Source organism: Campylobacter sp. RM15925 (assembly GCF_012978775.1).
GTDB classification, from domain to species: domain Bacteria; phylum Campylobacterota; class Campylobacteria; order Campylobacterales; family Campylobacteraceae; genus Campylobacter_A; species Campylobacter_A canis.
In genome coordinates this window covers 1-18581 of record NZ_LIWP01000001.1, presented here as the reverse complement: position 1 = coordinate 18581, position 18581 = coordinate 1, and the positions used below count along the sequence as shown (strand labels likewise).

Below are 18581 nucleotides of genomic sequence, written 5' to 3'. Positions count from 1 at the left end.
ACTATATTAAATATTTCCTTAAAATTTATTAATATACTATTTAAATAAGTATTACCATGGTAGATATTGTGGTTAAATTTGTAAGATTAAATGATATTAAGTTTAAAATTTAAGAAATAAAATATACTTTAAAAAGTAGTTGTTTTAGAGTAAATAAAGAGCAAGGACTAATGCAGCCTACTTGCCCTCTTGGAAAGCTCCGACAGATAAAATTTTATTCATTCTAGTGCTTAAAATTTGATCCATGCTTTGATCTTCAAGCTTAGCAAGTTCATCTGTAAAATATGTCGCAAGCGCTTTTACGGCACTATCTTTATCTCTATGAGCACCATTTAGCGGTTCTTCTATAACGTCATCTATCAAATTTAGGCTCTTTAGATCATCTGCAGTTATCTTCATAGCCTTAGTTGCTTGCTCCTGCTTGCTTGGATCATTCCAAAGTATCGCAGCACAACCTTCAGGAGAAATAACCGAAAATACCGAGTTTCTCATCATAGCAAGTTTATCGGCTACGCCTATTGCAAGAGCTCCGCCACTACCGCCTTCGCCTATTACGACCGCTATCATTGGAGTTTTTAAATTTGCAAATTCAAAGAGATTTCTGGCTATAGCTTCGCTCTGTCCGCGCTCTTCGGCGGCGATTCCAGGATACGCACCCGGAGTGTCTATAAGAAAAAGTATAGGCAAGCTAAATTTCTCGGCAAGTTTTGCAACACGAAGAGCTTTTCTATAGCCTTCGGGATGAGGCATACCGAAATTTCTTTTTAGCTTATTTTTAGTACCGCGACCCTTTTGCTCGCCTATAACGACTACTTTTTTAGAGCCGATATATCCGATATAACAAACTATCGCATGATCATCACGAAATGCCCTATCACCGTGAATTTCGTAATAATCAGTCATCATCCCGCGCACATAATCTATAGCATACGGGCGATCAGGGTGACGAGCGAGGCTTAGCCTTTGATACTCGTTTAAATTTTTGTAAATTTTAGCAGTCTCTTTTTCTAGATTTTTATTTAAAATTTCAACAGCATGCTCATCACCGCGAATTTTAGCATTCGCTATATCATCATCAATCTGCTTAATACTCTTTTCAAAATCTAAATAACTAGCCATTTTAATCCAATTTTTTAAATACTACCGAACCGTTGGTTCCGCCAAAGCCAAACGAGTTGCTCATGATAGCTTTAAGCTCGGCTTTTCTAGCAACATTTGGCACATAGTCCAAGTCGCACTCAGGATCTTTTGTTGTCTGATTTATGGTTGGAGGTATAATCCCGTCACGTAAAGCCATGATAGATACTACAGCTTCTATGGCTCCTGCAGCACCCAAACAGTGTCCAGTTTGACCTTTTGTAGAGCTCACAGGCGGGCAGTTGCTGCCAAATAGCTCTTTTAGCGCAGCAGTTTCATTTCTATCGTTCGTTGGAGTTGAAGTTCCATGAGCATTAATGTAGTCGATCTTAATATCGCCTGCCATTTTAAGAGCTTTTTTCATAGCATTTAGAGGTCCTTCAAGAGTCGGCGCCGTAATGTGATAAGCATCTCCGCTCTCTCCAAAGCCTACTATCTCAGCATAAATTTTAGCCCCTCTTGCCTTAGCGCTTTCGAATTCTTCAAGCACTAAAGCTCCACTTCCTTCACCCATAACAAAGCCGTCTCGCTCTCCATCAAAAGGACGAGAAGCTTTTCCCGGCTCATCGTTTCTGGTTGAAAGTGCCTTCATGGCAGCAAATCCACCGACACCTACACCGCATATTGTAGATTCCGCACCTACGACAAGCATCTTCTCGGCTTCGCCTATCATTATAGTCTTAGCCGCTTCGCATATCGCATGCGTAGAAGCCGCACAAGCCGTAACACTTGAAATATTAGGTCCTCTAAGTCCATGCTCTATGGAAACTATACCACCAAGCATATTTACTAGTGCAGAAGGGATAAAAAACGGAGATATTTTTTTAGGACCTTTTTCGAGCAGTATATTTGAGTTCTTCTCGATATTTGGCAGTCCACCGATACCTGCAGCCGAGCTTATACCAAATTCGCTAGCGTCAAATTCGCCGAAATTTGCGTCAGCCATAGCTTCGCGAGCTGCTTTGATACCAAGTTGTATAAACCTATCGACTTTCTTAACCTCTTTACCGTCCATTACGGTCAAAGGATCAAAGTCGGTAATTTCAGCGGCGATTTGAACAGGATATTCAGAAACGTCAAAAGACGTTATCTTCTTTACTCCACTCTTGCCCTCGCAGATAGCTTTAAAAGAGCTCTCTTTATCGAGTCCAAGAGCATTTATCATACCGATTCCGGTGACTACAACTCTTCTCAATATATCTCCTTATTTTTATCTATAAAAAGAATTATTTATTTAGTTTTTCTATATAAGTTACAACGTCGTTAATGCTTATTAGCTTTTCAGCTTCACTGTCTGGAATTTCAACTTCAAATTTCTCTTCTAAAGCCATAACAAGCTCAACAACATCAAGTGAATCAGCGCCTAGATCTTCGATAATCTTTGACTCAGGCTTAACAGCCTCAGGGCTTACGCTAAGTTGCTCAACAACAACATCTCTAACATCATCAAAAACTGCCATTTGGGGTCTCCTTATTAAAAAATGTTTCAGATTTTAATATATTTTTGCTTAAACTACATATAAAGTCCGCCGTTTACCTTAAGCACATCACCTGTAATATAACTTGCGTGATCGCTTAGCAAAAATGCGATAGTTTCGGCTACTTCGCTTGCATCTCCAAGACGTTTTAGCGGGATATTGTTTATATAGTTTTGCTTAATCTCTTCGCTTAAAACATTCGTCATATCGGTTTGTATAAAGCCCGGCGTTACGCAGTTAAATCGCACGTTTCTGCTCGCTCCCTCTTTAGCAAGACTCTTTGTCATAGCTATCATGCCACCTTTACTTGCCGAATAATTAACCTGTCCCGCATTTCCCATCTCGCCTACTATGGAAGCTACGTTAACAACAGCTCCAAAGCGCTTTTTGCTCATCACTTTTAAAGCTTCTCTTGAGCCGATAAATGCTGATGTCAAATTCGCATTTAGCACGTTTATAAACTCGTCCGTTTTCATACGAAGCGCAAGTTTATCGTTTGTAATTCCTGCGTTATTTACGAGGTAACTTAGCTCGCCATCGGTATCAACGATTAAATTTATGCCTTTTATAAACTCATCTTCGTCAGTGGCGTCAAATTTTATTACCGCAGCGGTTCCGCCGTTAGATACGATCTCAGCTTGCAAAGCATCTGCTATCTCAGGCTTTGAGCGGTAGTTTATCCATACTTTTAGTCCCATATTTGCAAGCGTTTTAGCTATCTGCGCACCTATACCGCGGCTTGCACCTGTGATTAGAACGTTTTTTCCACTAAATTTCATACATTTTGCCTTTCTTGGCGTATCTTTTTCTGCTTAGCCTGCGTTAAATTCCAAATTTCCTCAGTCACGCACTTCAATATACGCTCATAATTTAAAATTCTGCTTGATTAAGCAAAAAATATTCGCCTCTATTTATAAATTTAAAATTTGGACAATTTTAGCAAAGTAAAGTTAAAAAAGCTTAACTAGACTTAAATTTTAAACTAACTTAAATATTGCGTCTAAAAAAGCGGCTCGTCCATCTCGGTCGGTTTTTCAAGCCCCATTAGCTTAAGAACGCTTGCTGCGATATTGTTTAGCCCACCGGTTTTTACTTCTTTCACTCCATCACCCAGCACGAAGCAAAACACATCGTAAGTCGTGTGGTTTGTGAGCATTCCGCTTTTATCTCGCATCTCTTCGCAGTTACCGTGATCGCTCGTAATTATCATCGCATAGCCCTTTTCCTCTGCCTTAGTAATAATCTTACCAAGCGCGCTATCTACAGCCTCTACGGCTTTTATGCCTGCATCAAAATCGCCGGTATGTCCTACCATATCGCCGTTTGCGAAATTTACTACGATAAAATCCTGCCCGTCATCAATCGCTTTTAAAACCGCATCGCACACACCTTCAGCGCTCATTTCGGGCTTTTCGTCATAAGTTTTAACTTTTGGGCTTGGGATTAAAATTCTAGTTTCGTTTTCAAGTAACTCCTCGACTCCGCCGTTAAAGAAAAAAGTCACATGAGCGTATTTCTCAGTCTCTGCCGTATGAAGCTGGCGAAGTCCGGCACGAGATATAACCTCTGCTAAAGTATTTGTTATCTTGTCGTTTTCAAACAAAACAGGAAAGCTAAAATTTGCGTCGTATTCCGTCATAGTTACTAAATTTTGCACCACAAAAGGGCGCTTAAATTCGCTAAATTCACTCACGCCAAACGCCGCTACGATCTGCCTCATCCTATCGTTTCTAAAATTTATAAACACAACTCCGTCATCCTTGCCGATCCCTTTAAAGCCGTTAAAACTGGCAGGCTTTATAAACTCGTCTAAAACGCCATCATTATAGCTATTTTGGATATATTCGCTTGGTTTTAGGCTCTGTAAATTTGCACCCTCAATCATAGTCTTGTAAGCTTCACTTACCCTATCCCAGCGCTTATCTCTATCCATAGCGTAAAATCTACCGCAAATCGTAGCTACGTTAAATTTCTCTTCAAGCTGCCTTACAAACTCCGCCGCACTCGTAGGTGCCACGTCCCTACCGTCGGTTATAGCGTGAGCATAGACACTGCAACCGTTATTTATAGCAAGCTTGCACATATCGTCAAAATGCTCAAGATGAGAGTGCACGCCTCCATCGCTATAAAGCCCGATTATATGGATATTTTTACACTTTTTAAAAAGCTCTTTTAGTTTTGCGTTTTGAGAGAGTGAGCCGTCTTTAAACCCAAGCGAAATTTTTACCAAATTTTGATACAAAACCCGCCCGCTTCCTATGCACATATGCCCTACTTCGCTATTTCCCATTTGCCCCTCAGGCAAGCCTACCGCAAGACCTGAAGTCTTGATAAGCGAATTTGGCACATTTTTAAATAGCCAATCATAAGTCGGCTTTTTCGCCGCTGCAAATGCGTTAAATTCTGAGTTTGGATTAAATCCTATGCCGTCTGTTATTACTAAAATAGTTTTTTGTTTCATATTTCATTCTTTAAATTTAGATAAATTTTAAGAGCATTATACTAAAATTACTCTTTTTAAAAATAAAGGCTCACATGTTTTATTATCTTTATGAAATCCTGAATTTTAACATCTTTCAATACATCACAGTTCGCGCAGGCATAGCGTTTTTCATATCTTTTGCACTTACCGTTTATCTTATGCCTAAATTTATCGCTTGGGCAAGAGCTAAAAACGCCAGTCAGCCGATTTACGAGCTTGCTCCAAAAACACACCAAAAAAAAGAAAAAACCCCGACCATGGGAGGCATAGTCTTTATGGTAACGGCGATACTGGCAACTATCATCTGCGCCAGACTTGATAATAGCTTCGTTATCGCTTCACTGCTCTGTCTTGCGGGTTTTACGGCGATCGGGTTTAAAGACGACATATCAAAAATTCTAGGCGCAAACAACCACGCGGGACTAAGCCCTAAAGCCAAGCTTTTAGCTCAAATTTTAGTATCGTTTGCGGTTTCAACCGTGCTTTATCTTAGCGGCGATATAGGAACCGAATTTTATGTGCCGTTTTATAAATTCCCGTTACTGGATCTTAAAATTTTTGCTATAGTCTTTTGGACGCTAGTTATAGTTGCGGCCTCAAACGCGGTAAATTTAACAGACGGGCTTGACGGGCTTGCGGCCGTTCCTGCCATGCTTTCGCTTGTTACGTTAGGAATTTTTGCCTATATCTGCGGACATGCGCTATTTAGCTCTTATTTACTACTTCCAAAGATCATCGGTGTGGGCGAAACTATCATCATCGCTTCGGCTTTAATCGGCTCTTTGATGGGGTTTTTGTGGTTTAACTGCCATCCCGCACAAGTTTTCATGGGTGATAGCGGAAGCCTTAGCATAGGCGCTTACATAGGACTTATGGGAGTTATGACTAAAAACGAAATTTTGCTTATTATCATAGGATTTATCTTTGTGATTGAGACTTTAAGCGTTATTTTGCAGGTTGGAAGCTTTAAAATTTTCAAAAAGAGAATTTTCCTAATGGCGCCTATTCATCATCATTTCGAGATTAAAGGCTGGGTTGAAAACAAAATCATTGTTAGGTTTTGGATTATTGCGCTTTTAGCAAATCTAATCGCTCTAACGGCGCTAAAGATAAGATAATGAAAAGAAGTTTGTTCGGTTACGGCGGCACGACGAAGGCTATTGCCAAAAACTGCCAAGATGATGGAATTTGGGATGTATACGATGACAAATTTAGCCAAATTTCAAAGGATGAATTTGGAAATAATCTTTTGCCGGTAAGTGAATTTAATCCCGATGAAAGCGAACTTGAGATCCCAAGCCCCGGCTTTCCTCCGTATCATGAGCTGGTTAAAAAATCGCAAAATTTGATAAGTGAATATGATTTTTTCGCTTCAAAGATGCCTTTTAGCGTATGGATAAGCGGCACAAACGGCAAAACAACCACAACCAAGATGATGCAGTACCTGCTTGAAGACAAAGGCTCGGTAATGGGCGGAAACGTAGGCACTCCGCTAGCCGAACTAGACATTAAAGCCAAAATTTGGATACTGGAGACGAGCTCTTTCACGCTTCACTATACAAACCTTGCAAAGCCTGATATATACGTGCTTTTGCCTATAACGCCAGATCATCTTACTTGGCACGGCGATATGAGCTCTTATGAAGCCGCCAAGCTTAAGCCGCTTGGCATGATGAGCGAAAACTCGGTTGCGATATTGCCTGAAATTTACGCTAATACTCCGACTCTTGCAAAGGTCATAAGCTACAAAAACGAAGATGATTTAGCTAAATTTTGCGGAGTTGCCACAAATGAGATAAATTTCAAAGTGCCGTTTTTAATGGACGCTCTTTTAGCGCTGGCGGTACAAAAAATAATCTTTGATAGGTGCAACGCGAATTTACTAAACAAATTTGTGATAGAGAGCAATAAACTTGAAGAATTTAAGGACAAATTCGGGCGGATTTGGGTAAATGACACAAAAGCTACTAATATCGACGCGACCATTCAAGCTCTAAAGCGGTATGAGGATAAATTCCTGCACCTAATCTTAGGCGGAGATGATAAGGGTGTCGATATGACGCAGCTTTTTAAGGCTATAAATAGCGCAAATACTAAAATTTACGCTATCGGCTCAAATAGCGATAAGATTATGAAGCTGGCTGAGAAATTTCAAATTCCGGCTCTAAAATGCGAATTTTTAGATGTAGCCGTAACGCAAATAGATAAAAATTTAAAAAAACCGACTAGGAAAGCAAATTCAAAAGAAGCTCGAATTTTAGACGAAATAGCTCTTCTAAGTCCTGCTGCTGCAAGCCTTGATCAGTTTAATAGCTACGCCGAGCGAGGAGATAAGTTTAAAGAATTTGTTGCAAATTTATAAAATTTAATTTTGTTTTTAACCTAATTTTAAAATTTAAAAGTGTATAATCACATTTCTTTTTTAGGTGGTTGGATAGCTCAGTCGGTAGAGCAGCAGACTGAAAATCTGCGTGTCGGCAGTTCGATTCTGCCTCTAACCACCATTTTCTTTTTAATCCCTTTATCTTTTACTTCAAAGCTTGAAAATTTAGTCATACACTCTTTTAAATATGGTTTGTATATTTAAATAAATTTTTCTAATTACGGTTATCTTATTTGAAATAATTTATGTAGTTAAATTTACCTTGCCCATAAATTTAGGCAAGGTAAATTAAAGATGATAGTTAAAATTTATTTTTCTTTACATCGGCAAGGATGTGTTTAGACATATTTTCAACTTCAATAGTGATAGAGTTTGTATTATTTACTATCTCGACATTTTGTTTTGTCAAGTTGTCCACATTTACAACAGCTTCATTTATCTGATTTATAGCATCGGTTTGCTCTTTGATGCTCTCACTCATCTCGTTTATGCCTTGAGCCAGCACATTTGTATTTGCCTCTATCTCACCAAGGCTTTTTTGAGTTCTTTCGGCTAGTTTTCTAACCTCATCTGCAACTACGGCAAAGCCTCTTCCGTGCTCTCCTGCTCTGGCTGCTTCTATGGCTGCATTTAGTGCGAGTAAATTTGTTTGATCCGCGATGTCGCGGATGATAACGATGATATTTTTTATATCTTCGCTTTGTCTTATTACATCTTGTGTTTTTTGAGATATGGCTGACATTGACGAGCTCATCTGCTCTACGGCAGCCGCACTTTCTTGCAAGCTATTTGCCTGAGATCTTGCACTTTTATTTAGGGTATCGACATACTCTTTAAGAGTATTTGATTTTTGCTGCAATAGATCAGATTGGTTAAGATTAGAGCTAAGCATTTTTGAAATTTCGTCTCCAAGATGGTTTATTTTATCTATCATCTCTTTTGTGTCGCCTACTAGCTCGCTGCTATCTAATCTTTTTGTAAAGTCGTTAGTGCTATATGTGTTAAGGGTATCTACTATGCGGTTTATATTTTTAGCAAGTCCTTCCAGCATAGCGTTAAGAAGCGATTTCAGCTCGTCTAATTTTGGATCGTTTGCATTGGCTTTGATAAGCCCTCCCAAAAGTCCGCTCTTAACCTCTTTAACAATCTTAGAAACATCCTCGGTAAAAACCGCATCTTGCCTAATTCCCGCCTCAATGGTTTTGATATTATCATTAATCATATCGGACATAGCGCCAAATTCATCTTTTGACTTTATGCCTATCGTCTCAACCTTATCTGTTTTGTGGTTGATAAATTTGAAAAATTCCTCAAGACCTTTTTCGATAACACTAAGCGGTTTTAGCTGATTTTTTGTATAAAACCAAATAAGAACTAAACATACGACAATAATCGGAAACACTATAGATAGTATAGATGTCATTATATCAGTCGCCAATGCGGTGATATTTTCTTGTGGAGTTACAAGACCAAGAGTCCAGCCTGTTTCTTGCATTTTTAAAAGCGTTATATTGCTTTTATTTTTTAGTATCTCGTCATTATTAACCGAGACATTCGCGATATCTTGCAAATTTAATACATGCGGTTTTATCTGCTCTAAAAACTTAAATTTACTAGCTAGTGTGTCAAAATTTATCAGCTCTTTATCCGCTAAATTTGGAAAATACAAGACATTATTGTCGCTATCAAGCATAAAAAGATAGGCTATTTTAGACTCGGTTCCGCTTGTTAAATACCCCTGCTTAGCTAGAAAATCCTCTATGCCAACCAATGAGTAATCAACAGTAACCACACCCTCAAAATTTGAATTTTTAAAATACGCAACACTACAAGTTACCATATTTACCTTTGAGACAGGGTCTTGATAAGCGCTTGACCATGTGCATTTGTTTTGCCTAACGTTTACCACATCCTTATACCAGTCATCGTTATGATAATCCGGAGTCTGATCGCTATTATAGCCCTCGTCATAATCCAGCTTATTTCCGTTTCTAACCCAGAAAAAGCTTCGTTTTTTCTCGACAGGGCTAAATTTATACGGCTCAGGCCAGATACCTCCTCCGGCTATAGCAACGTTTCCGTCGTTGTTTATGACATTTTCTCCAACCGGTTTAAACATATCTATCTCATTAGGTAGTTTTTCGACAACTTTTGCAAGATTTGTCGTCACCCCTTCGATATTTTTCAAAGATAGAGCGATATCGCCGATTGTCGAGCGACCTATCTCGTTTATAAGATTTAAACTCTCTTTTTGCACCTTCGGAACAGCGACAAGCTGTATGATAAGCACGATACTAACGGCAATTGCTATTAAAGTAGTAGCAATTGCTACGCTTAGTTTATTAAATACACTAAATTTCATAAATACCCTTTTATAACAAATATCAAATTTTACGTGATTCGTAATTATAGCAGATAAATAAAAAAAGAGTTAGGCTGTTGCTATTATATTATTTTTACCATCTTTTATAGTATTGTTCTTGTGCCCTAAAATACGGGTTATCTTTATTTCATACTGTATATTTTTTAAAATTTATTTTAAATTTATATTTAATTTTTAAAAATTATTTTTAAATCAAATTTAGTAAAAATTTACAGTTAATTAAGAAATAAAGAGTTAGAATTAACTTAATATTTAATATTCATTATTAAAAGGAAATTTCATGAAAATTTCAACAAAAGTAATGATGCTATTTGTTGTATCAATGGCTATTATTAGCACGGTTTTGTCGGTGTTAAATGCTAAATTTTCATCAGATTTGACATCGTTTTTTACTCAAAAATCATATAACGACATGATGCAGGCTAAGAGAGATTGGCTAAAAGATACGGTTCATACGATAAATAAAATTATGCATGAAATTTATAACGACGGCAAGCAAAAAAACTTAAGCGATAGCGAGATAAAAGCCGAAATAATTAAAACCGTCGATCGCATTAGATTTCTTGAAAATAAAACAGGATATATATTTTTATACGAACAAGATGGAACCGTCGTCATAGTGCCCGGAGCTCCTTCGCTGAGCGGTAAAAACCTCACGCAAAACAAAGATAGTAACGGTGTATTTTACGTTCAAGAACTTTTAAACAACGCCAAAAAGGGAGGCGATTTTGTTGGGTATTTCTTTCCTAAAAAAGAGGGGGAGCCACCGCTTGAAAAGCTGGCTTACTCAATGGTTTTTGCGCCATACAACTGGATGATGGGAAGCGGAATTTACGTAGATGACCTTCAAGAAGAGGTAGAAAAAACAAGAAGCGTCTTAAACGATACGAATTCAAAAAACAGCCTTGCTTTTATAGGAGTTTGTGCGATATTTACGGCGGTATTTATCTTGCTAGTTCTTGGTGTATTAAACAAAATCATAATCAAGCCAATGAGGAATATCTCTGAAATTTTGCATAAAATGTCAAGCGAAATCAAATCAGGCAGAGGAGATCTCACGACAAAATTGCAGACAAAAGGACGTGATGAGATAGCTCAAATTTCAATATCCATAAATGATCTTACGAGCGAATTTAGAGCCGTCATAGAAAAAGCCAAAGAGCTATCAAACGAAAATTCATCCATAGCCCAAGAGCTATCTTCTACATCGATTGAGACAGGCAAAAGAGTTGATAATTCAACCCAGATTATAAACGAAACTACAAAAATGGCTAAAGACATAGGCGCAGAGATCAAAGACTCTCTTGAAGAGGCGAAAACAAGCAGGCAAAATTTAGAAAAAACCGCATCTTATATCAGCGAGGTTGCAAGCTCGGTACTAGAGCTTAGTCGCCACATAAATATCAATGCTCAAACCGAGATTGAGATGGCTCAGGGCATGCAAACTCTCTCAAAAGATACAGAAAACGTAAGAGAAATCCTAAATGTCATTAACGATATCGCCGATCAGACAAATTTACTCGCACTAAATGCCGCTATAGAAGCAGCCAGAGCTGGAGAGCACGGGCGAGGCTTTGCGGTTGTCGCAGATGAGGTTAGAAAGCTAGCCGAGCGAACTCAAAAGAGTCTAACCGAGATAAACGCTACCATAAATGTCATAGTTCAGGGCATATCGGATTCAAGCGAGCATATCAGCGAAAATGCCGACAAAGCTCAAAATTTGATAAAAATTTCAAGCGGAATAGAAGAAAAGATATCGCACATGAACGAACTTATGAGCGATACAATGTCGCTTAGCAAAGTAGCTACGCAACACTACATAAAGACTGCGGGCGGACTTGAAGCGATGGTAAAAAGCATAACAAACATAGATTTAATCTCATCCCAAAACGCAAAAAGCGTAGAAGAGATAGCATCATCGGCGGCTCATCTGAATAAAATGACGGAAAATCTAAATCAAAATTTAAGCAGATTTCGCACTTAAGAAACTTAAATTTGCTAGATAAACTCTAGTAAATTTAGTCTTTATCTAGGTAAAATTTAAGATCAAATTTATAGCTTTAAATTCTAAAATCAAAAAGCAGAAATTTAAGCCATCAAGCTACTACTACACCCTACTCCACTCTATCTTCTTACCAAAGCCAAGTGCGTTGTTAGTAAATTTTATCCAGTTTAAATTTATAGCGTAAATTTGCGGATTCATAGCAAGCGCGTAAGGAAACCGCTTAAAATAAATCTTACGCTCATCTTCGCTTGCTTTACTCATCACGCCCTTAAACTGTACGCCTTTTATATTGCCCACTATTTTCGTATCAAGTGCAATGGTGCCTGCAACTTCACTTGAAATTTCAAGCGCTTTTATGTGAGTCGTTTTATCATCTCCGGCTACGATAAGGCTAAAATTCTCTCTATCAAAGGCATAAAAACAGCTTGCCGAGTAGGGTTTAGCATCGCTTATCACCGCAAGGCTAAGCAGGTGCATCTTGCTTATAAATTTTAAAATTCTCACATCCATCAGCTTAAAAATCCCGCAAAAAATGCCGAAACTTGAGTGAAATTTAGCGTTATGTAAGATACGATTAATATCCAAAAAGCAAGCAAAACAAGCTCAATTTTTAAGAAATTTCCCTCAAATTTTTTAAATGCCAAAGTTGCAGCCAGTCCGCCTAAAACGCCACCGATCAACGAAAAATAGTGAATCGCGGATGGTTTTACAAATTTAGGTAAAAGATCTTTAAAAAATAGCGCAAACATAACAAACGCAAGCAAATTTGCAAGTAGCAGATAATAAGCGATAACCGGAATTTGCGGATAGAATTTATGCAGGATAAAACTCAGACAAGTTATCGCAATAAGCGCAAAAACTCTCGCTCCAAAGCAGCACATCTTAAGCCTTTTTTGTTTAATTTTACAAAAATCGCTATTAAGTTTGGTTGAGATTTGACGATTTAAAAAACAAAAAGGATTTTTATGAAGATTAATTCAAGTTACGCGAATTTCAACAATTTCGACTTTAGCTTTAAAACTAGCAGCGGAGATGAGATCAAATTTTCGATGTACGACAATAAAAGCGTTGAATACGAAAGCTCTCGCTCCTCAAACGCACAAAGTCGCTCTTTAACGCTAACGCACGAGTATGGATATAGCTTTTCTTATGTCGGAAACGGGCTTGATGAAAACGATAAAAAAGAGCTAGCCAAGGCGCTTGAAAGTATTGCTCCTAGCATAGATGAGTTTATGAAAAATGTAAAAGCGGGCGAAACTCCTGCATTTACCAAACTCACAAACCTTGCAAACAGCCTTAAAAAAGAGCTTCCTACCATCAAAGATATAAATCACAAAAATTTCGTCAGCGAAGGCACTCTAAGGCTATTTGACGAACTGCTAAAGCAAAACAAAGCTGACTTAAACCTGCTTGAAACTTCCAAAAAGCTGTTTGATAATTTAATCGAGCAACTTGATAGCTTCAAACTATACGTTTAGTCTAAATTTAGCATTTTTCAATGTAGCTGTTATTAAATTTTCGTTATAATCTCGCAATTTGAAAATAAGGAAATTCTTATGAATGCGCAAGATATGATAACTCAAATGCTAAATTTACAGCAAATTTTAAACGACGAAACCAACGGCATAGGCTGGGAAGAAGGCATAAATAAAAACGGCAAGCTTATAAACTGGAGACGCTGCATATATATGGAGTGCGCCGAGCTCATAGACAGCTTTGCATGGAAGCACTGGAAAGACATAAACGCGCCTACTAATAAAGAAAATTTACGCGTTGAAGTTGTTGATATCTGGCACTTTTTGATGAGCCTTATGCTTGAGCAATACAAGATAAAAAATTTAGGAGATATAACTAAGCTAAGCGAAGATATCTGCGCCTCAAGCGGATTTAACGAATTTTGCAAAGACGCTTACAATATCGAAGACGAGAGCATTTATGAAGTGATGAACGACATAGAGATGCTCATACACAAATCAAGCGGATTTGAATTTCAGCTGTTTGACCTGCTTAAAGTGTATTTTGCGATGAGCCTAAAATGCGGCGTAAATTTACACTCGCTATATGAATGCTACATCGGCAAAAACGTACTCAATCGCTTCCGCCAAAACAACGGCTACAAAGACGGCTCATATAAAAAAGTCTGGAACGGCAAGGAAGATAATGTCGTCATGAGCGAAATTTTAAAGCTAAACTTAAACGGCGTAGATGAGATATATGAAGCCCTTGAGACAGAGTATAAAAAAGTAAAATGATAAAGAATTTTAACCTCGCCGTTAAGGACTTTTTAACGGCTAAATTTCTTATCCTTTCGACCCTGCCGCTTGTGCTTAGCATTATCATTTTAGGTGCGCTTATGATATTTGGCGGCAAGGAAATTTACACAGCCTTAAGCATGGGTGCCGCAAGCGGGGATTTTAGCTTTTTAGACGAAAGTGCTCATCCTTATATCACTGCGATTTTATCATACGGCGTTACGAAGTGGATAGTTTCTGCTCTCTTTTATCTGACTGGTACATTTTTTGTGCTTATACTTTCAGTTTTTATAGCGCTCATTGTGGCAGGGTTTTTAACTCCGGTCGTAACTGACGAGATAAACAAAAGACACTACAAACTGCCCAAATTTGAAACTATATCACTGGCCAGATCATTAAAGCTTATGGCGATCGTAATAGGCAAATTTAGCCTTCTTTTTCTCATAAGCCTCCCGCTTTTATTTGTGCCGGTCTTAAATTTATTCATCATAAACGTGCCGTTTTTTTATCTTTACTATTCGCTTTTATTTATCGATATCGGCTCAAATACGCTTAGCAAAAACCGCTTTGAAATAGCTCTGCTTGACATGGGTGGATATGAGTATAAATTTACCGCTCTTATATTTTATCTGCTTTGTTTGATACCGCTTGTCGGGCTGTTTTTGCAAATTTTCTTTGTGATTTACTTTTCGCACTTTTTCTTTCAAAAAGAGCAAATTCATCTTTAAATTTGCTACAATTTGAATTGACTTAAGTCATCTTGGCTTTTTAAATTTCAAGTTAAAATAAGCAAAATTTCAAAAAGGATTTATAATGAAAATAAACGGAATGTATGTGTGTAACGTCTGCGGAATAACCAGCGAAGAAAACTCAAACGCCGTATTTATCCATGCCCACAAAAACGGTCAAGAAGTTGAAATTTGCGCTGCTTGCATTCCAAGCGTAGTGCATGGCTCAGGAGTAGTCGTTAAGTCAAACGAAGAGTTGCTTGACGATATGGACTAATCTCAGGATGAAAGATGGCAACTTGCACTACCACCTCAAAGATAAACTGCGATATCAAAAGAGTTTGGCAAGTTGTCACCTCTTTTAAAGAGTGTGCGTGGCGCAGCGATCTAAAAGAGACTAAAATTTTAGATGAAACTCACTTTGTAGAAATTTCAAAAAACTCTCGCCGAACAAATTTTAAAATCACTCTTTTTAAGCCTCACGAAAGGCTTGAGTTTAAGATAGAAAATGAGAGTATAAAGGGAACCTGGATCGGAATTTTTAAGGAAGAAAACTCGCAAACCATCTTAAATTTCACAGAAAACATAAAACCTAAAAATATACTTCTAGCACCGATTTTATATTTTTATCTAAAAAGACAGCAAAATTTGTATATTTCAGACTTAAAAAGAGCTTTAAACTACTAGAATTTGGCTTTTAAATTCAAAGCGGATAAGTTAAGCAACAATTTCGCTTTACGCTCTCAACAAAGCTCACATCAAGCGCAGTATCATAAAGCCGGCTTAAATTTTCGCTTTTGATTATCTCGCTTACGCTCCCGCACTCGACCTCTCCACCGTTTTTCACAAGGGCAACAACTCCGCCAAGCAAGATGGCAAAGTCGGGATTATGCGTGGTTAGGATTATCGTATAACCCTTTTCAAGTAGCCATTTTGCCATCTTTAAAAACTTATACTGGTTGCCAAAATCAAGCGCTGACGTAGGCTCATCAAATATGATGAGTTCAGGCTCGGCCGTAAGAGCTCTAGCGATAGAGCTCATCTGTTTTTCTCCTCCGCTCATTTGAGTTATAAATTTGCTCTCAAGATGACCGATACCAAGCATTTGGATGTATTTTTTAGCCGTTTCGTAGTCCTCTTTTGCAGGCTTAGCAAAAATTCCAAGATGAGCCGCCCGCCCCATTGTAATGTATTCAAGCGCGCTGTATTCGTACTCGCAAACCTCGCTTTGCGCCACATACGCCATAAGCTTAGCTCGCTCTTTGTTGCTCATATCAAGCACGTTTCGTCCATTTAGCATGACCTTGCCTGAATTTGGCTTAAGCATGCCGCTCATGAGACCCAGCATAGTTGATTTGCCTGCGCCGTTTTTACCAAGCACGGTTAAAATTTCACCCTTTTTAAGGCTTAAATTTACGTTTTTAAGACGTCCGGCACCATTTGGATAGGCAAAATTTAGATCGATTATCTCAAGCATCAAACAACCCTTTTATTTTTAAAAAGCACCCAGATGAAAAAAGTCGTGCCGATAAAGCCCGTAAGCACGCCAAGCGGCACTTCGCTAACACTCATCGTGCGAGCCAAAGTATCAACGATAACCAAAAAAATCGCACTCATAAATATGCTTGCCGGTATGCTTCTTGAGTTATCGGCACCTACTAGCATGCGTGCAAGATGAGGCATCAAAAGCCCTATCCAAGCCACTATACCGCTTATGCAAACGCTACTTGCCGTAAGCAAAGTCGCGCAAACTATGATGACACCTCGCTCAAGTGCGACATTTGCACCAAGCCTAGCCGCGCCAAGATCGCCAAGCGAGAGCAAATTTATCCGCCAACTCATAAGTATAAGCAAGATAACGCAAACCACCATGATAGGAGCAAGCACGTATAAATTTGACACATCTACCTTAGCCAGGCTTCCAAGCTGCCAATAAACAATGTCAGCTAGCTTGGTTTCTGGGTCTGCGATGTATTTTAAAAAGCCGATTATAGACATCATGAGCCCGCTTACGATGACGCCTGAAAGCACGAGCATCAAGGTGCTTGCTCGCCCCATAAGCTTTGGTATACTTAGCGTCATGCCAACGGCGATTAGCCCGCAGACAAACGCCATAGCCTGAATGCCAAGCAGTGAAAAATCAAGCAATATCGCACTAGCTGCACCCACGCAAGCGCCCGCCGAGACACCAAGTAGATCAGGGCTTACAAGCTGGTTTCTAAAAACTCCTTGATACGCGGTGCCGCTTACTCCAAGCGCAGCCCCTACCAAAATGGCTGCCACTATGCGAGGAAGGCGAATCTGCGTAATGACGTTATAGATATTTTGAGGTATTTCAAGCTCAAATCCAAGCAAAGCCAGCATAGAGCACGCCACATCGCTAAAGCCTACGCTAAATCTACCTATGCCAAGTGCTAAAATAGCTGTTACAAAAGTAAGCGCGACAAGCAAGATGAGCGTAAATTTAAAAGAAGTTCGCTTTTTCGTAATATTTAAATTCACGGCTAGCCTTTTAAAGCAAATTTAGCAAATCGAATTTGAAAAACATTAACTGCAAACATAGGCAGTGCAAGTAGTGCAAAAAGCCATGCAAAGTCATATACCATACCTCTTTCATTCAATACAAAGCAGAGCAAAACGACTATCATAAGCTCGCCAAAAGGCATTATGAAAAGATTATAAAAAACTTTTATATCCGTTTTAAAATGAGTAAATTTCAAATATAAAAACGACACGATAGAAGGAGTAAAAAATAGAGCAAACAATAATAAATTTTTGTTCAAACCAAAATAAAAATTCAATAAATTTAAATTTTCAGAGCTATAAAATAAAGAAGTCATACAAGATAGCACTACTGCTAAAATAGCTCCACCGATTATGAAATATTTAAAAGCCGGCTTTTTGTAACTAAATTCTCGCATAAGCTTCTCGTTTTTATAAATTAGGTTGAATTTGAACTATTTGCCCTCAGGACTTAGCCCTTTTAAGATGTAGCCAAACTCCTCGTCGCTTAGTTCGTAGTCCATAAATTTCTTATAAAATTTCTTCGTTTCAGCCATCATGTCGATATTTTGAAACTTCTCAGGATGCAAGGTTTTAGCCGCCCAAAGTATCTGAAGAGCACCTTCTGAGCCGTATCTATCCCAGCTAAAAACTCCGCTTGGATTTCCATAAATTCGCTTATCTTTAACCGCTTTTAGTCCCGAAAATACTACGTCTTTATAGATTTTTTCAACTGCCTGCTCGTTTTTAACGCCTCCAACGATGATCACATCAGGATCTGCTTTGATGATCTCTTCGGCAGTTATTTCTATCATGTTGCCCTCTTTTTTAATAGCGTTAACTCCGCCTGCAAGCTCGATCCACTCGTTTATGATAGTCTTTTTGCCATCAACTTTTAACAAATTTGTACCGTTTAGTATGTGAAGCACTTTTGGGCGATCGGTAGCTGAAATTTTACTCGTGATATCATTTACTAGCTTAAAATTTGAGTCAAAATAGTCGTTAAACTCTTTAGCTTTTTTAACCGCATCATCGCCGATTATCTCAGCTGTCATCATCACACTTTTTTTCATATCGTCATAGTTTGTAAAAAGCGCGTAAAATACGTTAAATCCATGCTTTACCAGCTCTTCGCGGTAGTTTTTGTTTGAAACGATGATAGCATCAGGAGCTAGCTTTACGAGTTCTTCTATCTGGATATCGTTGCCGTTTAGTGAAGCGGGAATTTGAG

The 18581-nt window shown here is 38.4% G+C and carries 18 protein-coding genes, 1 tRNA gene and 4 pseudogenes; 10 read left to right on the top strand and 13 right to left on the bottom strand.

All coding sequences use genetic code 11. The features are described 5' to 3' along the window. Positions 1-177: 177 nt before the first annotated feature. From accA to gpmI, 5 genes are all read right to left on the bottom strand, one after another. A complete protein-coding gene (gene accA / locus CDOM15925_RS00105) occupies positions 178-1119 on the bottom strand; it encodes an acetyl-CoA carboxylase carboxyl transferase subunit alpha (RefSeq protein ID WP_169939849.1) in 942 nt (313 codons plus the stop codon). 1 nt (position 1120) lies between these two features. Continuing rightward, positions 1121-2332, bottom strand: a complete 1212-nt coding sequence (locus tag CDOM15925_RS00100; RefSeq protein WP_169939847.1) for a beta-ketoacyl-ACP synthase II — start codon at positions 2330-2332, stop codon at positions 1121-1123. Positions 2333-2363: 31 nt separating this feature from the next. After that, the gene (acpP, locus tag CDOM15925_RS00095) at positions 2364-2597 is read right to left on the bottom strand and encodes an acyl carrier protein (protein WP_169939845.1); all 234 of its coding nucleotides are present in this window, start codon (positions 2595-2597) and stop codon (positions 2364-2366) included. A gap of 53 nt (positions 2598-2650) precedes the next feature. Further along, positions 2651-3394: a 3-oxoacyl-ACP reductase FabG gene (fabG, locus tag CDOM15925_RS00090; protein ID WP_169939843.1), complete on the bottom strand. Its 744-nt coding sequence runs from the start codon at positions 3392-3394 to the stop codon at positions 2651-2653. Between the two features lie 221 nt (positions 3395-3615). Further along, a complete protein-coding gene (gene gpmI / locus CDOM15925_RS00085) occupies positions 3616-5076 on the bottom strand; it encodes a 2,3-bisphosphoglycerate-independent phosphoglycerate mutase (RefSeq protein ID WP_169939841.1) in 1461 nt (486 codons plus the stop codon). Between the two features lie 74 nt (positions 5077-5150). Here gpmI and mraY point away from each other — a divergent pair, with 74 nt between their 5' ends. The 3 genes from mraY (at position 5151) to CDOM15925_RS00070 (ending at position 7601) form a co-directional block, all read left to right on the top strand. Continuing rightward, positions 5151-6215 (top strand): phospho-N-acetylmuramoyl-pentapeptide-transferase, encoded by a 1065-nt coding sequence (mraY, locus tag CDOM15925_RS00080; protein WP_169939839.1) that lies wholly within the window; start codon positions 5151-5153, stop codon positions 6213-6215. Further along, on the top strand, positions 6215-7459 hold the full coding sequence (gene murD / locus CDOM15925_RS00075; protein WP_169939837.1) for a UDP-N-acetylmuramoyl-L-alanine--D-glutamate ligase: 1245 nt from the start codon (positions 6215-6217) through the stop codon (positions 7457-7459). Before mraY ends, murD begins: the two co-directional genes overlap by 1 nt. A 66-nt stretch (positions 7460-7525) precedes the next feature. Beyond that, positions 7526-7601, top strand: a tRNA-Phe gene (locus tag CDOM15925_RS00070). A gap of 180 nt (positions 7602-7781) precedes the next feature. Here CDOM15925_RS00070 and CDOM15925_RS10240 read toward each other — a convergent pair. Next, positions 7782-8270, bottom strand: a pseudogene (locus CDOM15925_RS10240) (methyl-accepting chemotaxis protein); the annotation flags it as partial. Positions 8271-9257: 987 nt separating this feature from the next. Further along, positions 9258-9599 (bottom strand): annotated as a pseudogene (locus tag CDOM15925_RS10235) (cache domain-containing protein); the annotation flags it as partial. A gap of 544 nt (positions 9600-10143) precedes the next feature. On the opposite strand from CDOM15925_RS10235, the pseudogene CDOM15925_RS10230 reads away from it, so the two are divergent. Both CDOM15925_RS10230 and CDOM15925_RS10225 read left to right on the top strand, forming a co-directional pair. Then, positions 10144-10977: pseudogene (locus CDOM15925_RS10230) on the top strand (cache domain-containing protein); the annotation flags it as partial. A gap of 369 nt (positions 10978-11346) precedes the next feature. Beyond that, positions 11347-11847, top strand: a pseudogene (locus tag CDOM15925_RS10225) (methyl-accepting chemotaxis protein); the annotation flags it as partial. Between the two features lie 123 nt (positions 11848-11970). Here the strand turns inward: CDOM15925_RS10225 and CDOM15925_RS00055 are convergent. Both CDOM15925_RS00055 and CDOM15925_RS00050 read right to left on the bottom strand, forming a co-directional pair. Continuing rightward, positions 11971-12378: a hypothetical protein gene (locus CDOM15925_RS00055; RefSeq protein ID WP_169939823.1), complete on the bottom strand. Its 408-nt coding sequence runs from the start codon at positions 12376-12378 to the stop codon at positions 11971-11973. Continuing rightward, the gene (locus CDOM15925_RS00050) at positions 12378-12749 is read right to left on the bottom strand and encodes an L-arabinose ABC transporter (protein ID WP_169939821.1); all 372 of its coding nucleotides are present in this window, start codon (positions 12747-12749) and stop codon (positions 12378-12380) included. The genes CDOM15925_RS00055 and CDOM15925_RS00050 overlap by 1 nt, the downstream gene beginning before the upstream one ends. Before the next feature lie 84 nt (positions 12750-12833). On the opposite strand from CDOM15925_RS00050, the gene CDOM15925_RS00045 reads away from it, so the two are divergent. From CDOM15925_RS00045 to CDOM15925_RS00025, 5 genes are all read left to right on the top strand, one after another. Beyond that, entirely contained in the window at positions 12834-13346 is a 513-nt protein-coding gene (locus tag CDOM15925_RS00045) for an ATP/GTP-binding protein (RefSeq protein WP_169939819.1), read from the top strand. A 78-nt stretch (positions 13347-13424) separates the two neighbouring features. Then, the gene (gene dut / locus CDOM15925_RS00040) at positions 13425-14120 is read left to right on the top strand and encodes a dUTPase (RefSeq protein ID WP_169939817.1); all 696 of its coding nucleotides are present in this window, start codon (positions 13425-13427) and stop codon (positions 14118-14120) included. Then, a complete protein-coding gene (locus CDOM15925_RS00035; protein ID WP_169939815.1) occupies positions 14117-14848 on the top strand; it encodes an EI24 domain-containing protein in 732 nt (243 codons plus the stop codon). Before dut ends, CDOM15925_RS00035 begins: the two co-directional genes overlap by 4 nt. 85 nt (positions 14849-14933) lie before the next feature. Continuing rightward, a complete protein-coding gene (locus tag CDOM15925_RS00030) occupies positions 14934-15125 on the top strand; it encodes a hypothetical protein (protein ID WP_169939813.1) in 192 nt (63 codons plus the stop codon). A gap of 14 nt (positions 15126-15139) precedes the next feature. After that, a complete protein-coding gene (locus CDOM15925_RS00025) occupies positions 15140-15535 on the top strand; it encodes an SRPBCC family protein (RefSeq protein ID WP_169939811.1) in 396 nt (131 codons plus the stop codon). A gap of 16 nt (positions 15536-15551) precedes the next feature. On the opposite strand, the gene CDOM15925_RS00020 is transcribed toward CDOM15925_RS00025, so the two are convergent. The 4 genes from CDOM15925_RS00020 to CDOM15925_RS00005 all read right to left on the bottom strand — a co-directional run. Continuing rightward, positions 15552-16325: an ABC transporter ATP-binding protein gene (locus CDOM15925_RS00020; RefSeq protein ID WP_169939809.1), complete on the bottom strand. Its 774-nt coding sequence runs from the start codon at positions 16323-16325 to the stop codon at positions 15552-15554. Continuing rightward, positions 16325-17350, bottom strand: a complete 1026-nt coding sequence (locus tag CDOM15925_RS00015; RefSeq protein ID WP_349644292.1) for a FecCD family ABC transporter permease — start codon at positions 17348-17350, stop codon at positions 16325-16327. The genes CDOM15925_RS00020 and CDOM15925_RS00015 overlap by 1 nt, the downstream gene beginning before the upstream one ends. A 2-nt stretch (positions 17351-17352) precedes the next feature. Then, positions 17353-17769: a hypothetical protein gene (locus CDOM15925_RS00010; protein ID WP_169939808.1), complete on the bottom strand. Its 417-nt coding sequence runs from the start codon at positions 17767-17769 to the stop codon at positions 17353-17355. A 36-nt stretch (positions 17770-17805) separates the two neighbouring features. After that, positions 17806-18581, bottom strand: a 776-nt coding sequence (locus CDOM15925_RS00005) for an ABC transporter substrate-binding protein (RefSeq protein WP_169939806.1), incomplete at its 5' end; no start/stop codon positions are given.

Excerpts from the sequence above, each read along its gene's own strand:
- accA (WP_169939849.1), bottom strand. The coding sequence starts at position 1,119 with ATGGCTAGTTATTTAGATTTTGAAAAGAGTATTAAGCAGATTGATGAT.
- acpP (WP_169939845.1), bottom strand. The coding sequence starts at position 2,597 with ATGGCAGTTTTTGATGATGTTAGAGATGTTGTTGTTGAGCAACTTAGC.
- fabG (WP_169939843.1), bottom strand. The coding sequence starts at position 3,394 with ATGAAATTTAGTGGAAAAAACGTTCTAATCACAGGTGCAAGCCGCGGT.
- gpmI (WP_169939841.1), bottom strand. The coding sequence starts at position 5,076 with ATGAAACAAAAAACTATTTTAGTAATAACAGACGGCATAGGATTTAAT.
- mraY (WP_169939839.1), top strand. The coding sequence starts at position 5,151 with ATGTTTTATTATCTTTATGAAATCCTGAATTTTAACATCTTTCAATAC.
- murD (WP_169939837.1), top strand. The coding sequence starts at position 6,215 with ATGAAAAGAAGTTTGTTCGGTTACGGCGGCACGACGAAGGCTATTGCC.
- CDOM15925_RS00055 (WP_169939823.1), bottom strand. The coding sequence starts at position 12,378 with ATGGATGTGAGAATTTTAAAATTTATAAGCAAGATGCACCTGCTTAGC.
- CDOM15925_RS00050 (WP_169939821.1), bottom strand. The coding sequence starts at position 12,749 with ATGTGCTGCTTTGGAGCGAGAGTTTTTGCGCTTATTGCGATAACTTGT.
- CDOM15925_RS00045 (WP_169939819.1), top strand. The coding sequence starts at position 12,834 with ATGAAGATTAATTCAAGTTACGCGAATTTCAACAATTTCGACTTTAGC.
- dut (WP_169939817.1), top strand. The coding sequence starts at position 13,425 with ATGAATGCGCAAGATATGATAACTCAAATGCTAAATTTACAGCAAATT.
- CDOM15925_RS00035 (WP_169939815.1), top strand. The coding sequence starts at position 14,117 with ATGATAAAGAATTTTAACCTCGCCGTTAAGGACTTTTTAACGGCTAAA.
- CDOM15925_RS00030 (WP_169939813.1), top strand. The coding sequence starts at position 14,934 with ATGAAAATAAACGGAATGTATGTGTGTAACGTCTGCGGAATAACCAGC.
- CDOM15925_RS00025 (WP_169939811.1), top strand. The coding sequence starts at position 15,140 with ATGGCAACTTGCACTACCACCTCAAAGATAAACTGCGATATCAAAAGA.
- CDOM15925_RS00020 (WP_169939809.1), bottom strand. The coding sequence starts at position 16,325 with ATGCTTGAGATAATCGATCTAAATTTTGCCTATCCAAATGGTGCCGGA.
- CDOM15925_RS00010 (WP_169939808.1), bottom strand. The coding sequence starts at position 17,769 with ATGCGAGAATTTAGTTACAAAAAGCCGGCTTTTAAATATTTCATAATC.